Source organism: Immundisolibacter sp. (genome assembly GCF_041601295.1).
Classification (GTDB): domain Bacteria; phylum Pseudomonadota; class Gammaproteobacteria; order Immundisolibacterales; family Immundisolibacteraceae; genus Immundisolibacter.
The window spans coordinates 27,784-53,822 of sequence record NZ_JBFIII010000001.1; the positions used below are offsets into that span (position 1 = coordinate 27,784).

The window sequence follows — 26,039 nt, forward strand, 5'->3', positions numbered from 1 at the left end:
TTAAACCGAAAAACACATGGAGGAGTTAACTGCATGAGTACAGTCCAGCCGCTACAGCGACCACGTTCCATCCAGCAGATGCTGGAGCGCGTCCAGCACATGATCACAATGGAAAGCATCGGCCAGGCATTCGCGTTCGAGCCACGGGCCAGCGACGTGTTCATCGCCACTTTTCCCAAGAGCGGCACCACCTGGTTACAGCAGATCGTGCACGGCCTGCGCACCGGTGGCGACATGGCCTTCGACGAGATTACCGAGGTGGTGCCGTGGCTGGAGACGGCGCTGGACCTGGGCCTGGACATCAACGCGCCGCAGCGGGCCGAGCCACGCGCCTACAAATGTCACCTGCCGTGGCCGATGATTCCCAAGGGTGGGCGTTATGTGCTGGCAGTGCGCGATCCACGCGACGTACTGGTGTCGCAGTACCACTTCTGGAACGGCTGGTTCTTCGAGACCGGCAGCGTCAGTGTCGAAGACCTTGCCCGGGGGCTGTTCCTGAACGAGGAGTTGCCGTTTAACTACTACCGCCACCTGCAATCCTGGTGGCCGGAACGTCAGCAGCCGCAGGTGCTGATGCTGTGCTATGAGTCCATGCTGGCCGATCCGCAGGCGGCCATCCGTCGTATCGCCGACTTCATCGGCGTGACGCTGAATGAGGCGCTGCTGAGCCGCGTGCTGGAGCAGTCGTCGGTCGAGTTCATGCGCGCCCATGCCCGCCAGTTCGACGACCACCTGCTGCGCGATGCGCGCGACGAAGTCTGTGGCCTGCCGCCGGGCACGGTCGGTGGCAGCAAGGTACGCGCCGGGCGCGCCGGTGGCCACGTGGCGGAACTGACGGACGCAGTGCGGGCCGAACTGGACGCGGCCTGGCAGCGCGAGATCGCCGGCCCACTGGGACTGGCGGATTACGCCGCGCTGCGGCGGGCGTTGGACGCGGGTGCCTGAGGCGGCTACAAGCCCTCTTTGCGTAGCTTGGCCCGAGTGTCCTGCGAGCTTCCCTCCCTATCCCGTGGATCTAGAATGTCTTGTCGGTGCAAGCGGCCAGATGCGGAACAGCCCCGCACGGGGCGCGACCTGTGCCATGTCGAGGGCCTGAGCTCAATCCGGCGCAAAGCGCGCCGTGTTCCGGAAGATCGGCGTGTCGTTCAGAAACGGCATTTCCTCGGCCACGTGGCAGGACATGCACGCGTCGCGGCTGGACTGGAACGCCTTACGCGCCTGAGCGACATCTTCGGCGCGCAGTGCGTCGGCCAGCGGCTGCCAGGCGGTGTCGAGAAACAAGGCCTCGGCATTGGGCGTACGGTTCGGACGTTTCATCAACGCGACATCGAGCACGCTGCGCAGCTTGCCCCAGTGGTGCAGCCCGAGCGCCCAGTTGTGATCCACGATGGCCTGGTATACCTGCTCAAAGCGGTAGCCGATCTGCCACATCTGCTGGTCGGTGCCGCCGGCGTAGATCTGGATACGCCGGAAGCGTTCCTGATCTGCGTCAGCGTCCAGCAGCCAGTTGGCGCCTGGTGGTTTGGCTTGGCTTTGTTGCAGTCCCGGAATGCCTTTCGGTAGCCGCGGCGCCTCGCTCGCGGCATGGGCAAGCGGTGTCCCCAGGCACAGTGGCAGTGCTATTGCTATCAGTCCCTTATGGTGTTTCACGTTGCTTCTCCTGGTTGATGGCAGAAAAGCGCCTCACGTACGTTATGTTTGAACCAGCACACTACCAAGCCATGCGCTGGCGGACCGGGGAGTCAGTGAAGTCTTCTCACTCGATGTACGCCGGGTGACTGAGGCCGCACACGTCGCTCGCGGCACTCAGGCTCGGCGTTGGCCTTGATGCCTCGCGGTGTGTAGCGCTCCCCGCAGGCGCCGTCTGAGCGTCTTGTGGAATAACTTCCAGCGTTCGCGCCGCACAGATCGGCGAAGGGCTTTGCGTATCGCCGCATGCAAGGGCGAGTTCGGATCGGTTCGGGCCAGGGCGCGCAGGTTCTGTCGCCACAGGATGCGCGCGACCTCGCCTGGCATGGCCACGGCGGCTACCTGTGCAGGATCAAGCGGGTGGGGGAAGCTGGCACAGCGCGACAAAGCCCCGGCTATGTGCAGGTTGGTCATGGTCAGAAGGCATTTTCGGCAACGGCCGCAGTTGTACGCCTCGTTGGGGTTCTCGTAACACACGCGAAGATGGCGCAGCGCCAGGTCGTGTCCGGCCAGATATCGCACTTTGTCGAGGCGGGTGGCCTCGCAGCCGTCGTGCACGAGGTCGAGCGACTCGCTGGACCACAATGGGTCGAGTAGCGGGTGCGATCCCCAGGGAAACAGCTCGGCATAGCCGTAACTCGACGCGATGTAGACCTGTCGGAACTGGCCGGTCAGCAGATGCGCCACGGCGGCCAGCGCGGCGCCATGGGTCACGCCCCACTCGACGTGACTGTCCAGGTGGGTTCGCAAGTCGGTCTCGATTTCCACCAAGCCCTTGCCAAGCGCGGTGGCCACTTCGCGCACGGCTGCTGACACCCGGCTGCGCAGCGCCGGCTTATCGAGTGGTACGTCGTATCCATGCACAAATATCAGATCGGTAATGACGTCCCGGTGCTTGAGAAGCGTGTAGAAAGAATCAACACCGCCGGTGAAGAAACATCCCACCCGGGTTCCCGAAGGCGCGGATGTCATTTCGGTCATGCATTGCACTTTGATGCGCTGTAAAGCGGACATCCAGGCACCGTGGATGTCCTGAATACTGCCCAATGCAGCGCGCAAGCGCGGGTCGATGCTGCCCGGAACCAGCAGATCGGACCCGCGGCGCATAGCGGGCAGCAGGTCGGCGGCAATCTGGGCTGCTGCGCAGGGCAGTAATTCAACGTGGTCCGATGCAAAGCGAACCGGCCGCGCCCACTCATCCTGCCCAAGGTTGAACTCGACGACCGAGGTCATGCTGGTTGCCATGGCGGTGGTTTTTCGGTGATCTAGGAGCGGCGGGGGCCGAAACGCAGCGGAGCGATCAGGCGCTGTAATTTCCGACTCCGCCGCCAGTAACGGCTTATGCCCATGCGCTCCTCCACCTGGCCGAGCCAGTCTGGGGCGAGGGTCTCGGCCCATTGCACGCCGCGCTGGCGCAAGGAGTGCTCCCACACGCCACGTGACTTGTGATAGCTATTGGGCAACAAGGTGGTTGGCAGGCCCAGGATAGCGCCGCAAACTGCCGAATGCAGGCGATTTGTGACGATGCTTTCAGCACCGGCGTGCAGGCGCACCCAGTCCTCAAACGAGGTGCAGTACTTGGTGGGGTCGACCGGCATCCGCAGCGTGCGACAGGGACCGGTTGGTCGCCTCTCGACATCACTGCGCAGGCCATACAGTGGATACCTGCCAGTCCGACCCACCGGCTCGCCCAGGTCGAGCAGGTCCTGCCGCGTCAGGTTCAGTGCGGTGTCGTGGTCCAGCGCGACGCGGGCCAGGTCGCCGACTGTCTCAGCCACCGCTTCGTAGGAGGGGCGTTCGCGACAAAAAACCGTGACGCGCCCGACTGCACGGCGCAGTGGCGCGACCAGGGTCCGGTCCAGGTGTCCGGGTTGCGTGGTGAAGCTGCTCGGGCCGATCACTATCGGGCCGCGATGAAGGGCGACCAGCGTTTTCAGCACCCCTGCTGGCGCGCCATTCCAGAACGGCACCCAGTCACCACCACCGTGGATATAGACCGTGTCTTCGGGTTTTGGCCTGATCCGGTCAATTTGATCGCGAGCGGTGACCTTGAATGGCAGGCCAGAATGCTGCAACAGGTTCTCCAGGCCCAGCCAAAGCAAACGGTCGCCAAAATTTCCCTGTAGACGGATCACCCAGAGCTGACCGCTCCCCAGCTCGCGAAGTTGCGCAAGCAGGCTGGAGGACGCAACGGCTTCGACTTTCGCCGGGGTGACTGAATGCTTCATGCGGGCAGTGATTCAAGGCAGATCAGTGAGTCGCTGGCAGTCGGTCGATAGTGAAGGAGGGTACCGGCGCCAGGTGCGCCCGCTCGTCGAGTCGTGCCAAAGGCCGTTTGATGGGGTAGTCCGTAAGCCGGTACACGGGCGGTTGTGCGCCGGGTTCACCCATCCGTTGTTTTATCGCGCGTCAGCAGGTCCATGAAATTTCCCGGTACCGGAAAGACGATCGTATTGGTCTTGTCGCCGGCGATGTTGGACAGGGTCTGCAAATAGCGCAGCTGCATGGCCTGTGGCTTCCGGGACAGGATATCCGCCGCGGCCAGAAGCTTCTCGGAGGCTTGCAGTTCACCCTCGGCGTGAATCACCTTGGCGCGCCGTTCGCGCTCGGCCTCTGCCTGTTTGGCGATCGCGCGCACCATGGACTCGTCGATGTCCACGTGTTTGATCTCCACGTTGGATACCTTGATACCCCAGGCGTCGGTCTGGGCGTCCAGAGCCTGCTGGATGTCGACGTTCAGGGTTTCTCTCTCGGCCAGCATTTCGTCCAGCTCGTGCTTGCCCAGCACTGCGCGCAGCGTGGTTTGCGAAAGCTGGCTGGTGGCGTTCATGTAGTTCTCCACCTGCAGGATGGACTTGGCCGGATCGACCACGCGGAAATACACCACTGCGTTGACTTTCACCGACACGTTGTCGCGCGAGATCACGTCCTGGCTGGGCACGTCGAACACCACCGTGCGCAGGTCCACCCGCACCATCTGTTGCACTCCCGGGATGATGATGATCAGGCCCGGTCCCTTCACCTTCCAGAAGCGGCCCAGCATGAACACGACGCCGCGCTCGTATTCGCGCAGGATGCGAAACGTGGAGGCCAGTAGCGCCACCACCACCAAAACAGCCGCCAAGCCGCCGAATTCAAACATGGTCATTCCTCCCGTTCCGCTGGGTCGATCGGTTCCACGTCCAGGGTCAGGCCGCGCCGGGCAGTGACCCGCATTTTCGCGCCGCGCCGCAAAGGCCGCGGGCTTTGCACCCGCCACAGCTCCCCGTGCACGCGGGCCCAGCCCTGGGTCTGGATGTCCGCGAGTGCTTCGCCTTCACTGCCGGGCAGCTCCTCGGCGCCGGTGATCACGGGCCTGCCGCGAGCGCGCAGCGCCATGCCGGCGACCAGGAAGCTGAACAGGGCGGTGGTGGCTGACAAGGGCGCAATCAGCGCCCAGGAGACGCCGTAGCCGGGGAGGTCGGTATCGATCAACATCACCGATCCGAGTACGAACGCGATGACACCGCCCAAGCCGAGCGCGCCGAAACTGGGCAGCAGAGCTTCTGCCGTCATGAGGACGATGCCCAGCAGGATGAGCCCCAGCCCCACATAACTGATGGGCATGAGCTGGAGTGCGAACAACGCGAGCAACAGACAGATCCCGCCGGCCACACCGGGGAGTCCTAGGCCCGGATTGGAAAATTCGTAGAGCAACCCGTAGATTCCCAGCAGCATCAGGATGTAGGCGATGCCGGGGTCACCGATGACCGACAGCAGGCGGCTGCGCCAGTCGGGCAAAACGCGCTCGATCGTGGCATTCGCAGTATCCAGTGTGAGCATCTGGCCGTTCATTTTGATCTTGCGGCCGTTCAGCTGCTCGAGCAGGTCGTCCAGATCAGTCGCCACCGTGTCGATGACCTTCAAGGCCAGGGCCTCGGGAGCGGACAGGCTCACCGCCTCGCGTACCGCCCGCTCAGCCCACTCGACGTTGCGCCCGCGCAGTTCGGCCAGGCCGCGGATGTAGGCGGCGGCGTCATGCACTGCCTTGCGCATCTTGGCGTCGCCCGGAGGGCTGTCCGGGGGCTTGCTATCGCCTGACGGATTCGGCGGCGCGGGCTTGTCCGTGCCAGGCGCCAGTTCGACCGGCGTTGCGGCGCCCAGATTGGTAGCCGGCGCCATGGCTGCGACATGGCTCGCATACAGGATGTAGGTGCCGGCGCTGGCGGCTCGGGCGCCCTTGGGCGCCACGTAAGTGGCGACGGGAATCGGTGACGCCAGGATGGCCTTGATGATGTCGCGCATCGAGGTGTCCAGACCGCCTGGCGTGTCCAGCTCGATCACCGCCAGTGTCGCGCCTTGCCGGGCCGCCCTGTCGATGCCGCGCACTAGATAATCGGCACTGGCCGGGCCGATGGCGCCGACAACTGTCAGGACCTGTACCGTCGCCGCCCGGGCGGGAACGATGAGGATCAGTCCAAGAACAAACAGCAGCAGGCGCATGGCATCCGATACCGCGGCGAGGCTTTTTACTGTAGCCGATTTCGCTTCCATGTGAGTGCGGCGCCAAAGTCATACCCAGGAAGATGGGATGGGATGGGATGGGATGGGATGGGTGTGTCATTTGCACAGAGTTGCTCCCGGTACTGTTTGTGCAGGATGCGATCGGCTACCCCCTGCGCTGTAGGGTAGGGGCAAACAGGCATGGGCCCTGAGGCCCCCAGAATCAGGCGGTTGCCCGTGTTGCCATCCCCTGGACGGGGCATCACCGCCTGGCCACCAGCACATCGCAGCGCGATTGCGCCAAGACGTGCTTGGTCACACTACCGAGCAGTAATTCCTCGGTTATGCTCGTGCCATGCTTGCCGAGCACGATCAGATCAGCGCCTCGTTCTTCCTCCTGTTCCAGGATGCGGAACGCGGCGTCGCCGTAGATCACGACAGGACGACAATTGTCGGTAGCGATTGAGGCGTCAGCGGCGGTTTTATCGAGGCGGGTGAGCGCATCCTGGCGGGCTTTGGTCCGGTACCGATGTATCACGTCTTCCTCTACGCCAGCGAAGCGCAGCTTGGCTTCGAAGGGGGCCTCGAAGGCATGCATCAGGATGATCCGAGCCTGTGGCGCGACCGCTTGGGCCAGTCGAACGGCACCCTCGGACCAAGGTGAGAAGTCCAACGGCACAAGTACGCTCCGGTAAGCATCGCGAGGGGGTTGTTTCACGACCAGGACAGGACGCAAGGTCTTGCGCAGGAGTCGCTCGGCCGTCGCTCCCAGCAACCAGTGGTGCATGAAGCGCGTGCCGTGGGCGCCCGCGATCAGAAGGCTTGCGTCCAGGTTATCTGCGTGCGCCAGGATGCTTTCCAGCACAGGCCCTTCCGCCAGATGGTGCCCCACGCTTACCCCGAGAGGGTCGCCGATGTCGGCGGCCAGTTGCACCAGCGTCTCTCGTGCCTGCGACCGGATGCGTTCCTGCAACGTCTCGCCGGCCCCGCCCAGCCAACGTTGCAGTTCCTCGATCGCTTTTTTTTCTATGACATGTACAAGTTCAAGCCGGGCACCGGTCTGTTGAGCCAGCATGGCGGCTCGCAGCGAGGCATGTCGCGACGGTGCGGACAGGTCGGTAGTGGCAAGTAAGGTGTGCAGATGGTTCATGGGGCGTCCTGTTCTGAATTGAGCGCGTCAGCGATCATCTGAGCGGCGTGATCAGCGGCATCGAGGTAGGGTGTGATGATCCGGGTGGCACCGGCGGCCTGCAGCGCCTGCCGGTGCGTTTCATCGCGCACCACGCCAGCGATACGGCCGGTTACTTGCAAGGTCTTCAGAGCGTGCAGAAAAACCTGGTTGGCCTCCCCGGTTGGCAGGGTGGTTACGATCCAGTCCGCGCGGCCGAGCGGCAGCGTCTCCAGAAACGTCGCGTCCTCGGCATCGCCGAAGCGCACGGAAAAACCACGATGACCAAGCCGTCTTACGCATTCAGGGTCGAAGTCCACGCCCATGGCCGTCACCCGATTCTGCGCCAGACGGGTCAGCAGACGCTCGCCGTAACGCCCCAGGCCGAAGACGATGACCCGCGGCTGCATCGCCGGTGATTGCTGACTCTCGACAGCCAATTCCCGCTGCGGGTAACGGCGTTCGAACACGTCCAGCCAGGGACCCACACGTTCAAAGAGCCGCTGGGAATAGATGATCATGTAACTGGATAGTGCGATGGTCGTGATCCCCACCAAGGTCGTAAGCCCCAACGCGTCATTGCCCACATGGCCTAGCGAAATGCCCATGGCGACGAAGATGATGGAGAACTCGCTGATTTGCGCCACGGTAAGCCCGGCCATGAAACCCGTGCGTTTGCGATAACCCATGTAGCCCATGATCGCCATGACGATCAATGGGTTGCCGATCAGTACGAACACCGACAACGCGGCTGCCGAGCCCAATTCGCCACTAAGGGCGGAAAAATCCAGCTTCGTTCCCAGATCAATAAAGAAAAACAGGAGCAAGAAATCACGGATACCGGTGAGCCGCGCGCCGATGGCATCACGCCACTGGGTCGAAGCGAGGGAGAAGCCGGCCAGCAATGCCCCCGCCTCCTTGGAAAACCCGGCCCATTCGCCCAGCGTGGCCAGCGCTGTGCCCCAGGCTATGGCGAAGATAAGCAGGAGTTCTTGCGACCGGGCCATCAGGCGCACCACCGGCGGCAACACATGGCGCATCAGCACATACAGCACCAAGGCCGCCAGTAGCACGCGCGCAGCGATGGAACCGGCCACCACAAGCCAGGTCGTTTCGGCTTCTCCGCTCCCTGGCAGCGCGCTGACCGCCATCATCGCCAGCACCACGGCCACGTCCTGCACGATCAGGAAGCCCACCGCAATGCGCCCGTGCAGGGAGTCCAGTTCCCGCTTGTCGGAGAGCAATTTGATGATGATGATGGTGCTGGAGAAGGTAAGCGCCACCGCCACGTAGAGTGCCGTGAGCCAGTCGCGGTCCATTGCCAGGAGCAACACGAAGCCGATGGCGATGGTAAAGGCCAGCTGCCCTAATCCGGTCGCGAGCGCCACCGGTCCGATGTGGCGTATGTGTTGCAGATCGAGCTTGAGGCCGACCAGAAACAACAGCAGAGTCACGCCGACCTGAGCCAGAAGATCGATCTGATCGTGGGCCTGGACCAGTTCCAGGCCTGCGGGACCGACCGCAATACCCACCGCGATATAGGCGATAAGGACTGGCTGGCGCAGCCGAACCATCGCAGCACCCACCACGGCGGCGATCAGTAGCAGCAGGGCGAGTTCGGCGAACGGTTCGTGCATGGTCAGGTCGCGGTCGTCAGTCTGGCATCACGTCGTGACTGGCACAGGTCTCTTGGGGGCACCTGCGCGGATGAGTCATCGGGTTGAAGCACCTTGCCAGTACGTGCATGAGAATGTGAGCGGCACTGCCGCCAGGGCCATATGGCTGACTGGCGAACTCGCTCACATGCTGCGCACATTCAACCGCCGCAGCACCGTCTTTTCGGCTTCCACGGCCAGGAACTTGCCCAGCCCCAGAACCAGGATGGCCAGCCAGGAGGCGGCGTCCAGAGGCGCCGTGTGGAACAGCTCCTGCATCGGGGGCGCATAAGTGAACAGGAGCTGGAACGCGATCAGCAGCACGCTCATCCACAGCGCCACGGGGTTGGCGGTGAGGATGTCCCGGGTGAAGGCCGAGGCGGTGAAGCGGCGCACGTTGAACAGGTAGACCAGTTCGCCAAAGACGAGCATGTTTACCGCAGTCGTGCGGGCCACCTGAAGGCTGCTGCCGCGCCACAGTTCCCATTCGAACACGGCGAAGGTCACGGCGATCATCAGCCCACTGACGTAGGCGATGCGTGCGCCCAGCACACGCGTGATCAGAGGCTCGGCCGGTCGACGCGGTGGCCGGCACATCACTGCCGGTTCGGCCGGCTCGAAGGCCAGCGCCAGCGCCAGGGTTACCGCGGTCACCGTATTGACCCACAGAATCTGGCCAGCGGTGACCGGCAGTGCCAGGCCGGCGAAAACCGCCAGCAGGATAACGCCCGCCTCGCCGCCGTTGGTGGGCAGCATGAACAGCAGCGATTTCTTGATGTTGTCGAACACCACGCGGCCTTCGCGCACGGCGCGCGCGATGGTGGCGAAGTTATCGTCGGTGAGCACCAGGTCGGCGGCTTCGCGAGCGGCGTCAGTACCCTTGCGTCCCATGGCCACACCGATGTCGGCGGCCTTCAGGGCGGGAGCATCGTTGACGCCATCGCCGGTCATGGCAACCAGCTCGCCCTGCGCCTGCAAAGCGGTCACCAGGCGCAGCTTGTGTTCGGGGCTGGCGCGGGCGAACACGTCGGTCTCCATCACGCAGCGCCGCAGTGCGTCATCGTCCAAGGTTGCCACCGTCGCGCCGGTAAGCGCGGCCTCCGCGTTCAGGCCGAGCTGGCGGCCAATGGCCGCCGCCGTGGCCGCGTGGTCGCCGGTGATCATCTTGACGCGCAGTCCGGCGCGCTGGCAGTCGGCGACCGCCGCGATGGCTTCCTCGCGCGGCGGATCGATCAGGCCGACCAGACCGAGCAGGGTGAAACGACGGGTGATGTCGGCCATGGCCAGCGCCGTTGTGCCAGCAGGCATGTGGCAATACGCCAGTGCCAGGACGCGCTGGCCCACGCCAGCGGCGTCGTGCATCCGCGTTTCCCAGGCGCCGCGATCAAGGGATTGGCCGCTCGCATCCTCCAGGCACTGGTCGAGTACGCGTTCCGGTGCGCCCTTGAGCAGCGCGAAGGCGTGCCCCGCGTGGTCGTGGTGCAGCGTGGCCATGAAGCAGTGTTCGGACTCGAATGGAATCTCGTCCACACGGGGCGTAGCGGTGATTGCCGCCACAGGATCCAGCCCGGCTTTGCGGGCCAGCGTCATCAGGGCGCCCTCCGTCGGGTCGCCCACCAGTTGCCAGCCGGTCTGCGGATCGGGCTTGAGTTGGGCGTCGTTGCACAGAAGTGCGCAGTGAGCCAGAGCTTGCAGGGCCACGTCCTGCATGGGGTCGATGACCACGCCGCCGCGGTGGAAACCGCCTTCAGGTACATAGCCGGCGCCGCTCACCTCCAGGCTGTGGGTCGGCAGCATGATGCGCACGGCGGTCATCTCGTTGCGGGTCAGGGTGCCGGTCTTGTCGGAGCAGATCACGGTGACCGAGCCAAGGCTCTCGACCGCCGGCAGACGCCTGATGATGGCGTGATTGCGGGCCAGGGCGCGGGTGCCGATGGCCAGCACGATGGTCACGACGGCCGGCAGGCCCTCGGGGATGGCGGCCACCGCTAGCCCTACCACCGCCAGGAAGATATCCAGGCCCGGCATCTGGCGCGCGAAATACCCATACAGGAACGTGGCCAGCCCCAGTCCGAGGATGGCAGCCGTGATGCGGCGCGCGAACTGATCGAGCCGACGGGTAAGCGGGGTTGCCAGCGCCTGGACTTCGCCAACCAGGGTGCCGATGCGTCCGATCTCGGTGGTCCGGCCAGTGCTGACCACCAGGCCGTGGGCCTGGCCGAAGCTCACTACCGTGCCGCAGTAGGCCATGCCGAAGCGGTCGCCAATGGGCGCGTCGGCGGCGACCGCTTCAACTCGCTTGTCCACCGGTACCGACTCGCCGGTGAGAGCCGCCTCGTTGACTCGCAGGTTCTTCACCCGCAGCAGGCGCAGGTCCGCCGGCACGCGGGCGCCGGACTCCAGCAATACGATGTCGCCGGGCACCAGTAGGGCGGCGTCGATCCGGTGCCGCTCGCCCTCCCGCAGCACTGTGGCGTGGCTGGCGAGCATGGCGTGTACGGCTTCGAGTGCTCTTTGCGCCCGGCCTTCCTGGATGAAGCCGATCAGAGCATTGACGAGCACCACCCCAAGAATAACGCCCGCGTCCACGTAGTCTTCGAGCGCGTAGGTGATGGCACCGGCCCCCAGCAGCACGTAGAGCAGGGGATTGTGGAACTGTAGAACAAAGCGCAGCCAGGGCCCGCGTCGCTTGGCTGCCGGCAGGCTGTTGGGGCCGTAGCGGTCCAGACGCCGCGCCGCTTCCGGGCCACTCAGGCCGCTGCCGGCATCCACGGACAGGGTGAGCAGTGCCTCTGGCACCGATTGAGCATGCCACGACGGTGCCGATGGTTGTTCTGGGTCCATGAGTCTTTCGCGTTTCCTGGTAGCTCGGCGGTTGCCCGGATCATCGGCCTGATGGCCACGACATCCCCGGGTGGTGCCCCTCCGATACTGGTAGCGTGGTGGTCAGTCAACGGGGCCGGTTGCGCCGGTGCGCTCAGGTCATGTTGCTTGCCGCCGGGTCCAGCAGGCCGTGGGGCTGTTCGCCGCGCAGATAGCGCGCGATATTGTCGCAGGCGCGTTTGGCCGACACCCCGCCGCCGCCAGGAGCGCGGGGCGAGTTGTGCGGCGAGCCGAGCACGTTCGGCAGGTCCAGAAACGGGTAATCCATGCGGAACTCGCCGTGCCGGAACGGCTCTATCCACCAGGCGTCGATACCGGCGCTGGCCTGCGGATTCGCCACCAGAAAGTCATACAGCGCCTTTTGGTCGATGATCTCGCCCCGTGCCACGTTAATAAGCATGGCATCGGGCTTGAGCCAACCCAGCTCGCGGGCGCCGATCAGGTCTTTCGTGCCGGGCGTCAACGGCAGGCAGACCACCACCACATCGGCCGCTCCCAGCACCGTTTCTAGCTGGTCGAGCGTACCCACGAACTCGGCCGGATAGTCGCTGCGCCCGCTACGGTTGACCGCGTGGATACGCATGCCCAGCAGGCCCAGCAAGTCAGCCGTGGCCTGACCGATGCCGCCGAAACCGATGATGGCGGCCACCTTGCCACGCAGCGTGCCGGTGTCGCTCAGCTGATCGAACACGCCCTGCTGCATGCGAGGGTGGTTATAGAGCAGTTTCTTGGACAGGGCGAGCGCCATCGCGAGGATGTGCTCCGCCATCGGCTCGGAGAATCCGCCGGCATTACACGCGAGTTGAGTCGATTCGGGAAATTTAGATAAATCAATATGATCCACGCCAGCGCTCATAAATTGAACGAACTTCCAGGCGGGCTGCACTGGCCAGTCGGCGTCGATTTCCAATTGCGGACGCAGACAGAACAGGACATCGGCTGCGACCAGGGCCGCCTGCCGCTGGCCGGCTGGCACGTCGCCCAGGAATTGAATCCGCGCAAGCTCACCCAGGGAGGTCTCGACCAGTGGCCGGATCTCGTCGCCCATCGTTACCATCACAGTCGCTGGCGTCATGTCAGAAAACTCCTAGATTGAGACCGGTTCTGGCGCCGACTCCGCCAGCGCGGAGACGGCCTTCTGGGTACTCAGGAATACCTGCCCAGGCGCCAGCAACTTTAACAAGCGGCCACGTTGCAGCCGGTCGAGCACGGTGCCCTTGAACTCCGCAAGATGCGTTTGTACACCCGCTTCGACCAACGCCGGGACCAGGTTTTCGAGCATGGCCAGACCGCTGCTGTCGATGTGGTTGATGCTGCTGCCTACCAATACCAGGTCGGTCACCTCAGGGCGCGCTGCCAGCGCCTCGAGGATGTACTGCTCCACCCGGCTGACGTTGGCGAAATACAGGCTCTCGTCTATCCGCAGCAGCAGCAGGTGCGGCCAGCTTTCGACTGCGTAACGGTTGACGTTTCGGAAGTGTTCGCTCCCCGGCAGGCGACCGAGCACCGCCATGTGCGGCCGACCGCTGCGCCAGACGTAGGTAGCCAAGGCCAGCAGCGCGCCGAGCAGCAGGCCACGTTCCACGCCCATGAGCAAGACCGCCACGAAGGTGGTAGCGAAGGTCAGGCCGTCGCTGCGGCTGTAGGCAAGCGTGCGCCGGAAACCCGCCAGGTCGATCAGCGGCGCTACCGCGGACACGATCAGCGCGGCGAGTGCCGCCTTGGGCAGGTCGTGGAACAGCCCGGTCAACCACAGCGCGGTCGAGGCAACCAGCAGGGCGCTGACCACGCCGGCCAGGGGTGTGCGGGCTCCGGTAGAAAAATTCAGCGCCGAGCGGCTAAAGCTGGCGGCGACCGGTAGTGCCCCTCCAAACGCCGCCGCTGCATTCGCCGCGCTCAGCGCGAGTAACTCCTGGTCAGTGTCGATGTGCTCGCGGCGGCGGCTGGCCATGCCCTGGGCAATGGACACGCTGCTGACATAGGTGATCAGCGCAATCAGCATGCCCGGTGCCAGCAGGTCGATCCAGTTTGCTTTACTTACGAAGCCGAGCGAGGGCATTGGCAGGCCGGTCGGGATTTCGCCAACAGCCGCGACGCCATAGGTGGAAAGCCCGCCCGCCGAGAACGCGAGTGTGGCCGCTGCCAGCACCACCAGTGGCGTTAACCGGCCGAGCAGTGTCGCCTGTAAGGTCGACAGGCGCAGGTGCCCGAGCAGGGTGCCAAGAGGTCGCTTACCCAGGAAAAGCAGGCTGAGACAGGTCAGTCCGACCGCCACGGTTGTCCAGTTGACGCTTGCCGGGGCGTGCCAAACGGCCAGTAGCACTTCGTGTAGCACAGGCCCGCTATGGTTCGCGATGCCCAGTAGTGTCGGTAGCTGGGTCAGCACAATCATCAGAGCGGCGCCGCTGGTAAAGCCATCCAGAACCGGCCGACTGAGGAAAGTCATGAATGCACCGCCCCGCAGTACGCCAAGAGCCAGCAGGGTTAGCGCCGAGATGGCGGCCAGTGCCTGCGCATTCGCTATCCGCAGGTCCGGGTCACCGTGGCCCGCCATGGCGAGTGCGCTGGTCACCATGAGGGCGTTCACCGCCACGGGACCCACTCCAACATAGGCGCTGGTGCCGAACAGCGCGTATGCCAGCGCCGGGAGCACGCTCGCGTAAAGGCCCACTTCCGGCGGCAGGCCGGCAACCACGGCGTAGGCCATGGCCTGGGGCACGAGTAGCACGGCGGTGATTGCACCGGCCAGCAGGTCCGCCGCGCCATCGGCGCGGCGGTAGGTACGCAGCCAGCGCAGTAGCGGAAAAAACGTCGTCAGGGAAGGCATCATGGGTACCGGCATCGCCACCGGACCGGTGGCCATCGTGTCATTATCGACCCTGGCCCCTGTTAAGGTCCTATCCGGCGCCGGCCGCAGGATAGGGTTCCGGGCGGTGCACCGCAGTGCGGTCAGAACACCGCGTCGGCCCGGTAGCGTGCCGGCAGGTTCTCTGGACGGGCATGGGGCACGGCGGCGCCAGTGTCCCAGAACGCTTCCACGCGCGGGTGCATCATCCTGCGCCACAGGGGCGGAATCATGGCTACCCAGATCATGGTCAGGTAGCCGTAGGGCAGGCGCGGCGCCTCGTGCATCACGCGCAGGATCTGGTATGGCCGCCCGACGTTGGCATGGTGGTCGGAATGGCGGTCGATCTGGCAGAAGAACAGGCTGCTGACCAGGAAACTGTCGTCCCAGGCGTGCGTCGCGCGGATGGTTTCCCAGCTGCCGTCGGGCAAGCGCCGCCGCCCCAGGCCGTAGTGCTCCAGGTAATCGGCCACGGCCAGCAGGCCGCGGGCGAACACGAACTGGGCCAGGAACATTGGCACCGCCAGCCAACCGAACAGCGCCACCATTGCCGCCAGCCAGATCAGTGGCAGCACCGTCATCCACAGCATGCCGTTGTGCAGGGACCAGGGCGATTTGCCCAGACGGTTCAGGCGGGTGGCTTCGATCTCCCAGCCCATCAGGGTCTTGAACACGATGCTGCGCAGGACGAAGGCGCCGATCTTGTCGCCGTATTTGGCCGAGCCGGGATCTTCCGGGGTGGCCACCCGATTGTGGTGGCCGTAGTTATGGTAGATCGCGAAGTCGCACATGTTGATCGGCGTGAACAGCAGGATGCCCATCCAGCGGTCGAAGCGCTGGCCATGGTGGGCCAGCTCGTGCGCCGCGGTGGCGCCAAAGCCGACCGCGATGGCCGACGACAGGAGCACGCCGGCCTGCTCGGCCGTGCTCAGATCACCTTGCGTGAACAGCCAATAGCAGAACACCGCCACGCCCCATTGCACCGGCATAAGCAGCCACAGCATGGCCCGGTAGTAGAGACTGGTTTCGAGCGCGGCCTCGTCCTGTTCGCGGTGGTTGATGTTGTCGGGCCCGACGAACGGGTCGATCAGTGACACCGCCACGAATACCATCAGCGTCAGCCAGTGCCAGATACCACCGCCCAGCGCCCAACCGATCACCGGCAGTGTCAGCAGGCCGATCAGCGGCCAGATAGTGACGCGTGCCACCACGCTGAGCGGCATCCTGCCGACCTTCAAGATACCTTCCATGTGTTCTCTCCCTGGTGGATATACGCACTTGCGCCGGTCTGGCCAGGCATCGCCGCGTTATAACACCGGCTTTGGTTTCCTGTACAAACGTTCGAGAGTGCGGTCGCGGGTCAATTCTCAATACAGCACCGCGTCGGGAGTCAGTCCGAGCAGGCTGCGTCCGTAGTTGCGGACGGCTGATTCGTAGTTCAGGGCGACGTGCTGGCCCATGGCGTGTACGTCGCGCCAGTAGCGCTGCAAAGGCTCGTTCTCGAAGATGGCGCTGGCCCCGGCCAGTTCGGTCAGCCTGAAATTGGCCTCGCGGGCGCGGCGGGCGATCATCGCTCGCCATGCGTACAGGCGCGTGCGGTCGGTGGTGTCAAACGCCTCCCCACTGGCGCCGCGCTCGGTGACCTCATCCGCGTAGCGGTACATAAGGCCTTCGGCCATGTCGAGTTCCACCGCCATTTCCGCCAGCGTGGATTGCGACAGCACCAGTTCTGCCTGACGCTGAGCCGAGAATAGTGGTACCCGGGCCGCGGCGCGTTCCTGAAACCGTCGCAGCAGGGCCTGTGCGCCGCCCAGGCTCGGCGGCACCAGCGCCAGGCCCAGACCGCCGACCAACGATACCCGGTACAGCGGGCCCGGATTGACGGCGTGGCCCGGGATGTCGCCGGTGGCCATGGCGTGACCCATGCGAAACACCCGGTGGGTCGGCACGAATACATCATCCACCTGCACGCTGGCCGAGGCCGAGCCGCGTAAACCAACGGTATGCCAGTCGTCCACCACTTTGAAATCGGATTTGGGGACAAACAGCATCAGGTACTCGGGCTCCGCACCTGGCGCGCTCGGCGCGATGGCGCCCACCGCGGCCCAGTCCGCCCACGGCAGGCCCGACAGGAAGCCCCATTTTCCGGACAGGCGCATGCCCCCGGACTCCGGCGCCGCCTTGCCATTGGGCGCGAATGAGTCGACGAAGCAGGTTTCCGGATCGTCAGCCCACAGTTCGTCCTGAAGTTCCGGGCTCACAAACGCCCCCCACCAGTGGTGAATGCCCAGGATGCACAGCACCCAGGCGGCGGACACGTCGTGATGAGCGATGGCCTGGCCAACGCGGACCAATTCTCTGAAGCCGAGCTCGTAGCCGCCAAACCGGGCTGGTTGCAGGATCTTGATCAGTCCGGATTCGAGCAGCGCCTGCGCTGCCGGGGCGGCCAGGCGGCGCTCGCGCTCCGTGGTTGGCGCGTGTTCAGCGGCCAGTTCCCCCACGGCATGGGCTTTGGCCAGCAGGTCGTCAAGAGTCGGGATGGTGGTCATCGGGTTTCCCTATCCTTATATACAGAGTGAAAAATGCTTAAAGCCAGTGGGTCGGACCCTTCAAGGGGTGTTGCGTTGAGTCAGCACACCCATCAATTGCGGGTCGGCGAAGGCACGACTGAGTGCGTTCGACAGTGTTTGATTGACCAGGCGCTGACTGAGGGCCGGAGCCGGATGAAAGGCCACTTCCTGTTCCTGATGCGCGCGGTAAGTGGTCGCGAAGGTATTACCGCCGCCGGCCGCGGTGGCGCGGATGTCGGCATCTACAAACACGGTTTTTTTGATCACCGCGCTCGACAGATCGTAATTGATCTGCAGCAGCTCCAGAGTCAGCGTGTTGCTCAGCGGCCCGGCGGATGGCTCGACGGCAAGGCCCAAGCGCTCCAGCGCACGGGTTGCCTCCTGGTAAACCACGTCGACCACGTTCGTGGCCGGGTCGACACCGGTCACGCCACCGCTGCGCTGGGCTTCGGTAAGCTGCCGGCGATCGATCACTGTCACCGAGACAGGCGTGTTCTGGCCAACGTTGCGGCCGTTTACGTCGATCGTGGGCTTGATATCCAGCCGCTGCGGCGCCGTACTACAGGCTGCAAGCAGGGCAAGGACGTGGAGCAGGGTCAGTCGAAGCGCGCGCATTTGGGTAGGGTGCTGGGCAGCGGGGGGATGACCTATTGTGCCCTTCGGCGCGATGCGGAACTAGAAGCTTTCCACCGCCGGGCGCAGGTCGAGCTCCTGCGTCCAGGCCGTGGCGTCCTGGCAGTGCAGTTGCCAGTAGCTCTCGGCGATCGCGTCGGTGGCCAGCAGGGTATGGGTTGCGCGATCCGGCTCGCGCTCGCGCAGGCGCGGCGTGTCGATCTGGCCGTCGATGACCACATGCGCTACATGGACGCCTTGCGGCCCGTACTCGCGCGCCATGGACTGCCCCAACGCACGCAGACCGAACTTGGGGATGGCCAGTGTGGCAAAGCCTTTGCCGCCACGTAAGGCGGCGGTGGCGCCGGTCAGCAGCACGCTGCCGCGACCGGCGGCGGCCATCGCCGGCAGCAGTTCCCTGGCGAACAGGAAGGCCCCCATGCAACCGGTTTTCCAGGCGGCTTCAAACTGTTCGGGCGTGATATCGGCAATGCCGCCGGGTTGGTAGCTACCGGCGTTATAGATCAGCGCCGATGGCTCCCCAAGATCGCGCAGGGTGGCGGCGCAGACCGCGCTTACCGCTGCTGGGTCTGTGGTATCAGCGGCATAGGTTTTAAGACGCGGACCGAGCACCGACAGCTGCGCCGAGAGTTCCGCCAGCATGGCCTCGCGGCGCGCAACCAGCGCGATCGCAAATCCCTCGCGCCCGAAGCGGCGGGCGAGCGCCAGACCCAGGCCGGGGCCGGCGCCGACGATCAGGGCAGTGGGCCATGTACTCATGTCTTGCCTCCTGCGGATAGGTGTTGATGGTTTAAGTGGGGACAGGCGGTCAGCGGACATGGTATGCCCAGTCCGTCCCGCGGTTGCGGGGTGTCGATTGATTTACCCGGCTGAGTCTGAAATCATCTGCGGCTCGCAAACAATCGGCTTGCGGTGTGGTCGTGGCGTATTAGCCCATTTACCGACCGGCCAGTCAGTCTGTTTTCTCCGTCAGCCAACCCCGCACATAAGGAGCGTGCCATGCTCGAATTCGATCGCAAAGATGCCAAGACCTGGGCCTTGAAGAAACTGACCGGTTTTTACCAGTGCCCGATCAGTCCCGTCAAAGACGGCAAGATGGATGAGGAGGCGCTGCGCTTCAACGTCGAGAAATTCATTGAGGCCGGCATTGATGGCCTGGTGATTGGCGGTTTCATCTCCGAGTGCTGGAGCCTGACCCTGTCCGACTGGTACCGCTACCACGAAGTGGTGGCCGACGCCGCCAAGGGCCGCCTGCCGCTGTGGACCATCATCCTGGACCCGTCGGTGCATCAGGCGCTGGAGAAGATGCAGCATGTCGAGAAGCTCGGATTCGAGGGCGCCGAGGTCATCAATCCGGTGGTGCAGCTGCGCACTGATGACGAGATCTTCGACTGGTTCAAGTACCTGACCGACCGCAGCAACCTGGCCATTTGCCTGTACCGCACGCCGGTGTCCGGCAAGGTGCTGGGCTTTGATCTGATGCGCCGTCTGGCGGATCTGGACACTGTTGTTGCGGTCAAGCAGGGCAGCCTGAGTCGGGCCGAGACGCTCAAGCTGCGCCACGACCTGCGCAAGGACTTTATCGTGTCGGACCCGACCGAGGCGGTGTTTCTGGACGACCTGCGCGTCGGTGGGCAAATCTGCTGGGGCGAGATCTCCTACCTGGCCTATGGCAAGAAGCGCACTATCATCGACCAATACCGCGCGCTGGCGGCGCAGGGTAAGTGGGAAGAGGCCCGTACGGTCTCCATGCAGCTGGACCCGGTGCGCGAGTTCCTGGGTGAACTCCTGCTGTGGGAAATTGTTCGCACGGCGACCTACGCTGGCGCCGTTGCCGGTGTCAAGGTCTGGTTCGACGCCCTCGGTTTCAAGGCTGGCGGCATGATTCCGCCAGTCAAGGCGGTGTCGGACGAGCGCGCCGAGTACATTCGCGCCAAGGTCAAAGAGTTGGGCCTGGTCTGAGATAAGCCCGCAATTAACCCGAGAGGAACACTGTCATGCCAGATTACAGTCGTAAGGACGCCAAGGCCTGGGCCACCGAAAAGGTCAAGGGCTTTTATATGTGCCCGGTCAGCCCGGTCGGCGACGATTTCCAGTTCGATTATCCGAAGCTGCGTGAGAACATCGATCAGTTCATCGACATGGGCATAGAGGGTCTGGTGGTCGGCGGATTCATCGCCGAGTGCTGGAACGTCACACTCAGCGAGTGGCTCAAGTACCACCAGGTGGTGGCCGAGGCCGCCCGCGGCAAGATTCCACTATGGACCATCATTCTGGACCCGTCGGTGCATCAGGCGCTCGAGAAGATGCAGTACGTCGAGAAGCTCGGTTTCGAGGGCGCCGAGGTCATCAATCCGGTGGTGCAGCTGCGCACCGATGATGAAATCTTCGACTGGTTCAAGTACCTGACGGACCGTACCGATCTGGCCGTGTGCCTGTACCGCACGCCGGTGTCCGGCAAGGTGCTGGGCTTTGACCTGATGCGCCGTCTGGCGGATCTGGACACAGTCGTGGCCGTCAAGCAGGGCCACCTGATCCGTGCCGAGACGCTCAAGCTGCGTCACGACCTGCGCAAGGATTTCATCGTGTCCGATCCGCTGGAGTCGGTGTTCCTGGAAGACCTGCGCCTGGGCGGTCAGGTGGTTTGGGGTGAGCTCTCATACATCCTGTACGGCAAGCTGCGTCCGCTGGTCAAGCAGTACCGCGCACTGGCCGCACAAGGCAAGTGGGAAGAAGCGCGCGTGGTGTCCGACAAGCTGAACCCAGTCCGCGAGTTCTATGCCGACGTGTTCCTGTGGACGGTGGTGCAGACGGCAACGTATGCCTCGGCGCTGGCCGGCATCAAGGTGTGGTTCGAGGAACTGGGGCTGCATGCCGGGCGCATCATGCCTCCGGTGCGCGAGGCGCCAGAGCCGTTCAAGCAGCAGATTCGCGGCAAGCTGCGCGAGTTGGGCGTGGTCTGAGAACGGCTGATCGATTACTGAAAACCGGTAGTAAAACCCGGCGCCTGCCTAGCGGGCGCCGGTTTTTTTTGCGCGGCTGTGAGGTCGGTTGACGACGTCCCGATCGGTTACCCAGGTCAGCTGCTGGGCGGCGTCTGCCACAGGTGACGGCCAACAAGCAGCGCGAAAGGTAGGCTCCCGGCGAGCAGATTCCAGTAGTAGGTGGCAAAGCGCCAGGCGACCAGTGCTGCGGCCAGCGTGGTAACCGGCAGCCACGGCGCCAGCAGCCCGCTGAAACCCAGTTCCACCCCTCCGGTGCCGCCTGGCAGCAGGGTGACCTGGCCCGCGCCAAAACTGACCATCTGGGTCAGAAACAGGTAGGACCACTGCATGGGCTGACCCAGGCCGCGCAGTACCCAGTACAGTACGCTGTAGCGCAGCAGCCAGTGACCCATGCAAAGTAGGTACATCAGCCCCAGGCGCCAGCGGGCAAGGCCCAGCAACAGGCTGACGCCGGTGCGAAAACGCAGGATCCAGCGCGCCAGCTGGCGCCGACGGGCGACCGAAATGCGCAGATGCCGCAGCGCATGCCCCGCGAGCAGCAGTACCCGCCGGTAATCGCGCGCGGTCAACCACAGCAGCATTGCGCCACCCAGCAGCAAGCTGAGCAGGGTGCCAAGCTGCCAACCCAGGTGCATTTCGTTCGGGCCGAGTAGCACCAGTGGCGACAGCACGAGCAATGCGGCCAGGAAAAAACTCAGGTCAAGTACCTGATCCAGGGCGTACATGGCGGCCGCCTGGCTGCTTGTTACGCCACGCCGGGTCAGTAGGTAGACGTAGGCCAGCAAGCCGCCGCTGCCGGCCGGAGTAGCGTTGGTAGAGAATTCGATTGCCAGTACGGTGGCGACCGCCCGCGGATAGCCCAGGCTTCGCCCAAGTCCACCGAGCACAAGCCGCAGGCGCAGTGCGTTGAAGTTCCAGCCGACCGCCACGCTGCCAAGCGCAAGCACCCACACGTGCAGCGGCAGTGCTGCGAGTTGCGGGAACAGGGCGGTACCGCCAATGAACAGCGGAATGACGGCACTGAGGACAAGCGCGAAGATGGCGATTAACAGCGCGCGCCTCATGCCGGTTGCCACAGTGAGCTGTGTTGCATTAATGCGAGCGCACGGGTCAGCACGGTGTGCAGCCCCGTGATCCGGAAGCTGTGGGCAGTCTTGTGCAGCATGTTGACCCGCAGGTAGCCTTAAGTGCAGTCGCCTGGTGGGCCGATGGCGGTGCCGTGGAGGCAATTTTTCGCAACATGGCGCTGACTGTTGCGTCTCGGACCGCCCTGGGGTGTCTTGAGCATCATTAGGAGGTCTGGGATATGTCGGCTGGAGTGACTGTTTCGGGTGGTGGCGAACCGGAATGGTTGTGCCACTATCCAGGGTGGTGCCACTCGATGATTCAGTGACAAGGGCCGTGCCGTTTTATGGGGCCTTCCGAGCTCGGCGGTGCGGCACCCTAACATACTCAACTGGCGCAGGGATGATGAAGATCAGCGGCGAAACACAGCGGGATCAGGCGGACAACGACGCGAGCGAAGTGGCAGTGTGGGATTGGCCAGTCCGGCTGTTTCACTGGGCACTGGTGGTGTTGCTGGCCGGTTCATGGGTGAGTGCCGAGGCCGGAGTCGAGTTCATGACCTGGCATATGCGCTGCGGCTACGGAGTACTGACGCTGCTGGTTTTCCGCCTGTTGTGGGGCATCTGGGGCAGCGCTAAGGCACGCTTTGGCGACTTCGTGTACGGACCCCGCGCCGTGGTGGTTTATGTTCGCGCCTGGTTCAGCCGCTCGCCTGTGCACTATCTGGGGCATAACCCTCTTGGGGGCTGGATGGTTGTGGTGCTACTGCTGATGTTGTTGTTTCAGGTGGCGACTGGCCTGTTCGCGAACGATGACATCTTTAACGAAGGTCCGCTGTACCCGCTGGTCAGTAAGGGTGTGAGCGATCTTCTGACGACCCTGCACAAGTGGAATTTCAATTTGCTGCTGCTTGCTGTGGCGGCCCACGTCGGCGCCGTGTTGCTGTATTGGTTACGCGGCGAGAACCTGATCAAAGCGATGTTCACCGGCCGCAAGTCAAACGCTGAGTATTTCGACAAGGCCGGGCCGAGTGCGCCTTTGTGGCTGGCGGCTCTCAGTCTCGTCGCAGGTGCCGGCGCGGTATGGCTGATGTTGATGCTCGTTGCCTGAGACCCTTGGTGGACGTGACGCAGCCGCTTCGGGTAGTGTTAGTGGCTGGTCCGTTGGCACCGCCAACGATGCCCGACCGCGCCCCGGTAGCTCAGGTGGATAGAGCGTCCCCCTCCTAAGGGGAAGGTCACACGTTCGAGTCGTGTTCGGGGCACGCCCCTCTCGTGCCGGCGGATTTCGCACCCTACCCATGTTGTCGCCTTCTGCTACCAGTCTCGCCTTGCTGCGTCTGCTCGCCGACGGTGATTGGCATTCCGGCGTTCGTCTGGCCGAGCGCGTGGGTGTCAGTCGCGCGGCAGTGTGCAAACAGATCCAGGGCCTTGCCCGTTGGGGGGTGGCGGTACAGACGCAGCGCCCGGGGGGCTACCGGCTTGATCCCCCATTGCATTTGCTCGATCGAGCGCGCCTGGAACAGGAACTGGCCCGTTGCGATGGGTCGCCCGAAGTCCTGGAAGTCTTCGATTCCCTGCCGTCGACCAATGGCTATCTCACAGCACGTATTGCGCAGGGGGAAAGCGTTGGTGTCTGCCTGGCCGAACATCAAAGCGCCGGGCGGGGCCGCCGTGGTCGGGTTTGGCAGTCTCCGTTTGCGCGCAATGTTTATCTGTCCCTGGCCCACCGGTATGAGCTCGGGCCGGCTGCGTTGGCGGGGCTTAGTCTGGCGGTGGGTGTTGCCTTGGCACAGCTGATCACGGCACGCGGCGTTCCCGGCGTTGGCCTTAAATGGCCAAACGATCTGTTGTGCGATGGACATAAACTCGGCGGCATCCTGATCGAACTGCAGGGCGAAACGCAGGGCCCCTGCTGGGTGGTGGTGGGGGTTGGTATTAACGTCAACATGCAGGAGGCCGACGGCGCCGCGATCGATCAGGCATGGACCAGTCTGGCGCGGATCAACGGCGAACACTGGGACCGTAATGTTTTGGCCGCGCAGTTGACCGGCGCGGTGCGGCGGGTTCTGGCGCGGTTTCCAGATGAGGGCCTTGGCCCGTGGTTGGCCGCCTATGCTCAGTTCGACACCTTGGCCGATCATCCGGTGCATGTGGACTGGGCTGGCGAGCGGCTTGCCGGCGTCGCGCGTGGTGTCGATGCCAATGGCGCCTTATTGCTGGAGTGCGCTGGGCGTCGGCGGCCGGTATGGGGCGGCGAGGTGACAGTCAGGGCCGGGTTTGGACCTCCTATTTGATCTTGGCAACAGCCGCCTGAAGTGGGCCGGCTGGGAGCAAGGCGACTTGATACAGCCGGCCGCCGCTGCGTGGCGGGGTAGGCAGCCGGCCGAGTTCTGTAGCAGCGTGCTCGCGGCGGCCCTATTCCTTCAACCGCCACGCCGGGTGGCCATTGCGGCGGTGGCGCGGGGCGATGTGTTGTCGGCCCTGAAAACAGCCGTGCGCGCGCGCTGGGGGATCGAGGCCTGGTTGGCCGTACCCACCGCCCGCTGTGGACGGGTCCGAAACGGTTATTCTGATCCGGCTCAGCTGGGTTTCGACCGCTGGGCGGCGCTGGTCGGGGCCTGGGAGCGCCGGCCCGACACGCCGGCAATCGTGGTCGATTGCGGCTCGGCGGTCACAGTGGACGGGTTGCGGGCCGATGGTCAGCACCTTGGGGGCGTTATTTTTCCGGGGCTGGACCTTATGGCGGAAGCGTTTTACGCGCGCACCGGTCTGGCCGGTGGACAGGCCGCGGGCGGCCGTGACGTGGCGGCGACGTCAACGGCGGACGCCGTGGCGGCCGGTGCATATATGGCTGTTTTGGGGGGTATCGAACACGCCGTGCGGACGCTGTGCCAACGTCTGCCGGGAAGTGAAATATGGCTTACTGGGGGCGACGCGTCGGCGCTTGCGTCGGTGTTGTCGCTGCCCGCAACGGTCCAACTGGCGCCGGATTTGGTGTTGGAAGGCCTTGGCCAGATTCTTGCGCGGGAAGGACAATGAAAAAAATATTGTGGTTACTGCTGATTTTGAACGGTTTGGCGGGCGCGGCCTGGCTGGCGGGTTTCAGCTTGCCGTCCAAGCCCACCGCACAACAGGTGGCGCCGACCCAGGATGCGAAGCGGCTGCAATTGCTCAGCGAACTGCCGCGGCTGCCCCCGCGCACCGGGGAACTGGGGATTACCTCCGACACCCCCCCGGGCACAGCGGACGACGCCGCGGTTTCGCAGGCGAGCGGCGAGCCACCCTTGTCCTCGCCAGTCGCCGTGAATTCGGCAGGGTCCGCCGAACCCGCCAGCGCGCCCGCGGAGCCAGCCAACGGGTCCGAGAGGCCGTCGGTGGTGGCGGTCGTGCCGGGAACGCCCGCCTCCGCACCTGGCGCGAGTCCCGCTGCCGAACCCGCGGCTGCGACGGCAATCACCGAGCCTTCCAGCGTGCCCGACGCCGGGCCGTTGTGCTATCGGACCGGATTCCTGTCGGGCGACAAGCATGAGGCCGCCGGTGCCAGATTGCGTAAAGCAGGCGTGAGCGATCTGAAGCTGAGTCAGCGGGGTCGGGCGCAGCCGCGCTATTGGGTGTTCTGGAGTGGTTCGCTTGGCGAAGTCGAGGCCGTCGAGCAGGCTCTGAAATCAGCGGCGATGCGCGATTGGTACCGATTCCGGGGCAGCGAAGGCGGGGCGGGTATTTCGCTCGGTGTGTTCGGTCAGCGCAGTACCGCCCAGCAACACCAGCGCAACCTCGCGGCCAAGGGCGTGCAGGCGCAGATTGGCGAGCGTTACGCGCCCCAGGCGCAGCTGCGATGGACTTTCACGGTCGATGCCGCCGCCGCCGACACGCTCAAGGCCAGCATGCAGCGCCAGGGCGTCAGCCTGGAAATCTGTCCGTGATCCACGGGGTAATCGCGACTAAAACTGGCCATCGCCGCGCATAATGGACCCGCTGACGTGGGCAATGCGCTGAGTCAAGGATCTGTGATCGATCCTGGCATGCCCCGGCCACCGGCCGT

22 protein-coding genes and 1 tRNA gene are annotated in these 26,039 nt (G+C 64.3%); 8 read left to right on the forward strand and 15 right to left on the reverse strand.

Annotated elements, in window-relative coordinates; translation table 11 throughout:
* Positions 1 to 33 precede the first annotated feature (33 nt).
* Positions 34 to 945, forward strand: coding sequence for a sulfotransferase domain-containing protein (locus ABZF37_RS00145; RefSeq protein ID WP_372715453.1), 912 nt, complete (start codon positions 34 to 36; stop codon positions 943 to 945).
* 153 nt (positions 946 to 1,098) lie between these two features.
* On the opposite strand, the gene ABZF37_RS00150 is transcribed toward ABZF37_RS00145, so the two are convergent.
* From ABZF37_RS00150 to ABZF37_RS00215, 14 genes are all read right to left on the reverse strand, one after another.
* Positions 1,099 to 1,650 carry a hypothetical protein gene (locus tag ABZF37_RS00150; RefSeq protein ID WP_372715455.1) on the reverse strand — a complete coding sequence of 184 codons (552 nt, stop codon included), beginning with the start codon at positions 1,648 to 1,650 and terminating at the stop codon, positions 1,099 to 1,101.
* 156 nt (positions 1,651 to 1,806) lie between these two features.
* A complete protein-coding gene (locus ABZF37_RS00155; protein ID WP_372715457.1) occupies positions 1,807 to 2,922 on the reverse strand; it encodes a hypothetical protein in 1,116 nt (371 codons plus the stop codon).
* Positions 2,923 to 2,954: 32 nt separating this feature from the next.
* Positions 2,955 to 3,917 (reverse strand): polysaccharide pyruvyl transferase family protein, encoded by a 963-nt coding sequence (locus ABZF37_RS00160; RefSeq protein ID WP_372715459.1) that lies wholly within the window; start codon positions 3,915 to 3,917, stop codon positions 2,955 to 2,957.
* Positions 3,918 to 4,072: 155 nt separating this feature from the next.
* Complete coding sequence (locus ABZF37_RS00165) at positions 4,073 to 4,831, reverse strand: slipin family protein (protein WP_372715559.1); 759 nt, start codon at positions 4,829 to 4,831, stop codon at positions 4,073 to 4,075.
* Positions 4,832 to 4,833: 2 nt separating this feature from the next.
* Complete coding sequence (locus ABZF37_RS00170) at positions 4,834 to 6,171, reverse strand: nodulation protein NfeD (RefSeq protein WP_372715561.1); 1,338 nt, start codon at positions 6,169 to 6,171, stop codon at positions 4,834 to 4,836.
* 262 nt (positions 6,172 to 6,433) lie between these two features.
* Positions 6,434 to 7,321, reverse strand: a complete 888-nt coding sequence (locus ABZF37_RS00175) for a universal stress protein (RefSeq protein WP_372715461.1) — start codon at positions 7,319 to 7,321, stop codon at positions 6,434 to 6,436.
* Positions 7,318 to 8,976 carry a cation:proton antiporter gene (locus ABZF37_RS00180; RefSeq protein WP_372715463.1) on the reverse strand — a complete coding sequence of 553 codons (1,659 nt, stop codon included), beginning with the start codon at positions 8,974 to 8,976 and terminating at the stop codon, positions 7,318 to 7,320. Before ABZF37_RS00180 ends, ABZF37_RS00175 begins: the two co-directional genes overlap by 4 nt.
* Before the next feature lie 162 nt (positions 8,977 to 9,138).
* Entirely contained in the window at positions 9,139 to 11,838 is a 2,700-nt protein-coding gene (locus tag ABZF37_RS00185) for a cation-translocating P-type ATPase (protein WP_372715465.1), read from the reverse strand.
* Positions 11,839 to 11,971: 133 nt separating this feature from the next.
* Positions 11,972 to 12,952 carry a 2-hydroxyacid dehydrogenase gene (locus tag ABZF37_RS00190; protein ID WP_372715467.1) on the reverse strand — a complete coding sequence of 327 codons (981 nt, stop codon included), beginning with the start codon at positions 12,950 to 12,952 and terminating at the stop codon, positions 11,972 to 11,974.
* Between the two features lie 12 nt (positions 12,953 to 12,964).
* Complete coding sequence (locus ABZF37_RS00195; protein ID WP_372715469.1) at positions 12,965 to 14,704, reverse strand: SulP family inorganic anion transporter; 1,740 nt, start codon at positions 14,702 to 14,704, stop codon at positions 12,965 to 12,967.
* Positions 14,705 to 14,826: 122 nt separating this feature from the next.
* Positions 14,827 to 15,972 (reverse strand): alkane 1-monooxygenase, encoded by a 1,146-nt coding sequence (locus ABZF37_RS00200; protein WP_372715471.1) that lies wholly within the window; start codon positions 15,970 to 15,972, stop codon positions 14,827 to 14,829.
* A gap of 117 nt (positions 15,973 to 16,089) precedes the next feature.
* On the reverse strand, positions 16,090 to 17,271 hold the full coding sequence (locus ABZF37_RS00205) for an acyl-CoA dehydrogenase family protein (RefSeq protein ID WP_372715473.1): 1,182 nt from the start codon (positions 17,269 to 17,271) through the stop codon (positions 16,090 to 16,092).
* A 60-nt stretch (positions 17,272 to 17,331) separates the two neighbouring features.
* The gene (locus ABZF37_RS00210) at positions 17,332 to 17,907 is read right to left on the reverse strand and encodes a YajG family lipoprotein (RefSeq protein ID WP_372715475.1); all 576 of its coding nucleotides are present in this window, start codon (positions 17,905 to 17,907) and stop codon (positions 17,332 to 17,334) included.
* A gap of 60 nt (positions 17,908 to 17,967) precedes the next feature.
* Positions 17,968 to 18,684, reverse strand: coding sequence for an SDR family NAD(P)-dependent oxidoreductase (locus tag ABZF37_RS00215; protein ID WP_372715477.1), 717 nt, complete (start codon positions 18,682 to 18,684; stop codon positions 17,968 to 17,970).
* Positions 18,685 to 18,924: 240 nt separating this feature from the next.
* Between ABZF37_RS00215 and ABZF37_RS00220 the strand changes: the two genes are divergently transcribed.
* Positions 18,925 to 19,887, forward strand: a complete 963-nt coding sequence (locus ABZF37_RS00220; RefSeq protein WP_372715479.1) for a dihydrodipicolinate synthase family protein — start codon at positions 18,925 to 18,927, stop codon at positions 19,885 to 19,887.
* Between the two features lie 35 nt (positions 19,888 to 19,922).
* Entirely contained in the window at positions 19,923 to 20,888 is a 966-nt protein-coding gene (locus ABZF37_RS00225; RefSeq protein WP_372715481.1) for a dihydrodipicolinate synthase family protein, read from the forward strand.
* A 116-nt stretch (positions 20,889 to 21,004) separates the two neighbouring features.
* On the opposite strand, the gene ABZF37_RS00230 is transcribed toward ABZF37_RS00225, so the two are convergent.
* Positions 21,005 to 21,994 (reverse strand): YbhN family protein, encoded by a 990-nt coding sequence (locus tag ABZF37_RS00230; RefSeq protein ID WP_372715483.1) that lies wholly within the window; start codon positions 21,992 to 21,994, stop codon positions 21,005 to 21,007.
* Positions 21,995 to 22,397: 403 nt separating this feature from the next.
* On the opposite strand from ABZF37_RS00230, the gene ABZF37_RS00235 reads away from it, so the two are divergent.
* The 5 genes from ABZF37_RS00235 to ABZF37_RS00255 all read left to right on the forward strand — a co-directional run bounded on the left by ABZF37_RS00235 (position 22,398) and on the right by ABZF37_RS00255 (position 25,920).
* Complete coding sequence (locus ABZF37_RS00235; protein WP_372715485.1) at positions 22,398 to 23,105, forward strand: cytochrome b/b6 domain-containing protein; 708 nt, start codon at positions 22,398 to 22,400, stop codon at positions 23,103 to 23,105.
* An 80-nt stretch (positions 23,106 to 23,185) separates the two neighbouring features.
* Positions 23,186 to 23,259, forward strand: a tRNA-Arg gene (locus ABZF37_RS00240).
* Positions 23,260 to 23,295: 36 nt separating this feature from the next.
* Positions 23,296 to 24,291 (forward strand): bifunctional biotin--[acetyl-CoA-carboxylase] ligase/biotin operon repressor BirA, encoded by a 996-nt coding sequence (gene birA / locus ABZF37_RS00245; protein WP_372715487.1) that lies wholly within the window; start codon positions 23,296 to 23,298, stop codon positions 24,289 to 24,291.
* Positions 24,275 to 25,036, forward strand: a complete 762-nt coding sequence (locus tag ABZF37_RS00250; RefSeq protein WP_372715489.1) for a type III pantothenate kinase — start codon at positions 24,275 to 24,277, stop codon at positions 25,034 to 25,036. The genes birA and ABZF37_RS00250 overlap by 17 nt, the downstream gene beginning before the upstream one ends.
* On the forward strand, positions 25,033 to 25,920 hold the full coding sequence (locus tag ABZF37_RS00255; protein ID WP_372715491.1) for a hypothetical protein: 888 nt from the start codon (positions 25,033 to 25,035) through the stop codon (positions 25,918 to 25,920). Before ABZF37_RS00250 ends, ABZF37_RS00255 begins: the two co-directional genes overlap by 4 nt.
* Positions 25,921 to 26,039: the final 119 nt, after the last annotated feature.

Bases quoted from the DNA above. Each gene is read 5' to 3' on its own strand.
- ABZF37_RS00210 (WP_372715475.1), bottom strand. From the start codon at position 17,907: ATGCGCGCGCTTCGACTGACCCTGCTCCACGTCCTTGCCCTGCTTGCA.
- ABZF37_RS00185 (WP_372715465.1), bottom strand. From the start codon at position 11,838: ATGGACCCAGAACAACCATCGGCACCGTCGTGGCATGCTCAATCGGTG.
- birA (WP_372715487.1), top strand. From the start codon at position 23,296: ATGTTGTCGCCTTCTGCTACCAGTCTCGCCTTGCTGCGTCTGCTCGCC.
- ABZF37_RS00190 (WP_372715467.1), bottom strand. From the start codon at position 12,952: ATGACGCCAGCGACTGTGATGGTAACGATGGGCGACGAGATCCGGCCA.
- ABZF37_RS00175 (WP_372715461.1), bottom strand. From the start codon at position 7,321: ATGAACCATCTGCACACCTTACTTGCCACTACCGACCTGTCCGCACCG.
- ABZF37_RS00230 (WP_372715483.1), bottom strand. From the start codon at position 21,994: ATGAGGCGCGCGCTGTTAATCGCCATCTTCGCGCTTGTCCTCAGTGCC.
- ABZF37_RS00165 (WP_372715559.1), bottom strand. From the start codon at position 4,831: ATGTTTGAATTCGGCGGCTTGGCGGCTGTTTTGGTGGTGGTGGCGCTA.
- ABZF37_RS00170 (WP_372715561.1), bottom strand. From the start codon at position 6,171: ATGCGCCTGCTGCTGTTTGTTCTTGGACTGATCCTCATCGTTCCCGCC.
- ABZF37_RS00225 (WP_372715481.1), top strand. From the start codon at position 19,923: ATGCCAGATTACAGTCGTAAGGACGCCAAGGCCTGGGCCACCGAAAAG.
- ABZF37_RS00195 (WP_372715469.1), bottom strand. From the start codon at position 14,704: ATGCCTTCCCTGACGACGTTTTTTCCGCTACTGCGCTGGCTGCGTACC.
- ABZF37_RS00235 (WP_372715485.1), top strand. From the start codon at position 22,398: ATGATGAAGATCAGCGGCGAAACACAGCGGGATCAGGCGGACAACGAC.
- ABZF37_RS00200 (WP_372715471.1), bottom strand. From the start codon at position 15,972: ATGGAAGGTATCTTGAAGGTCGGCAGGATGCCGCTCAGCGTGGTGGCA.
- ABZF37_RS00160 (WP_372715459.1), bottom strand. From the start codon at position 3,917: ATGAAGCATTCAGTCACCCCGGCGAAAGTCGAAGCCGTTGCGTCCTCC.
- ABZF37_RS00145 (WP_372715453.1), top strand. From the start codon at position 34: ATGAGTACAGTCCAGCCGCTACAGCGACCACGTTCCATCCAGCAGATG.
- ABZF37_RS00215 (WP_372715477.1), bottom strand. From the start codon at position 18,684: ATGAGTACATGGCCCACTGCCCTGATCGTCGGCGCCGGCCCCGGCCTG.
- ABZF37_RS00180 (WP_372715463.1), bottom strand. From the start codon at position 8,976: ATGCACGAACCGTTCGCCGAACTCGCCCTGCTGCTACTGATCGCCGCC.
- ABZF37_RS00155 (WP_372715457.1), bottom strand. From the start codon at position 2,922: ATGACCTCGGTCGTCGAGTTCAACCTTGGGCAGGATGAGTGGGCGCGG.
- ABZF37_RS00205 (WP_372715473.1), bottom strand. From the start codon at position 17,271: ATGACCACCATCCCGACTCTTGACGACCTGCTGGCCAAAGCCCATGCC.
- ABZF37_RS00220 (WP_372715479.1), top strand. From the start codon at position 18,925: ATGCTCGAATTCGATCGCAAAGATGCCAAGACCTGGGCCTTGAAGAAA.
- ABZF37_RS00255 (WP_372715491.1), top strand. From the start codon at position 25,033: ATGAAAAAAATATTGTGGTTACTGCTGATTTTGAACGGTTTGGCGGGC.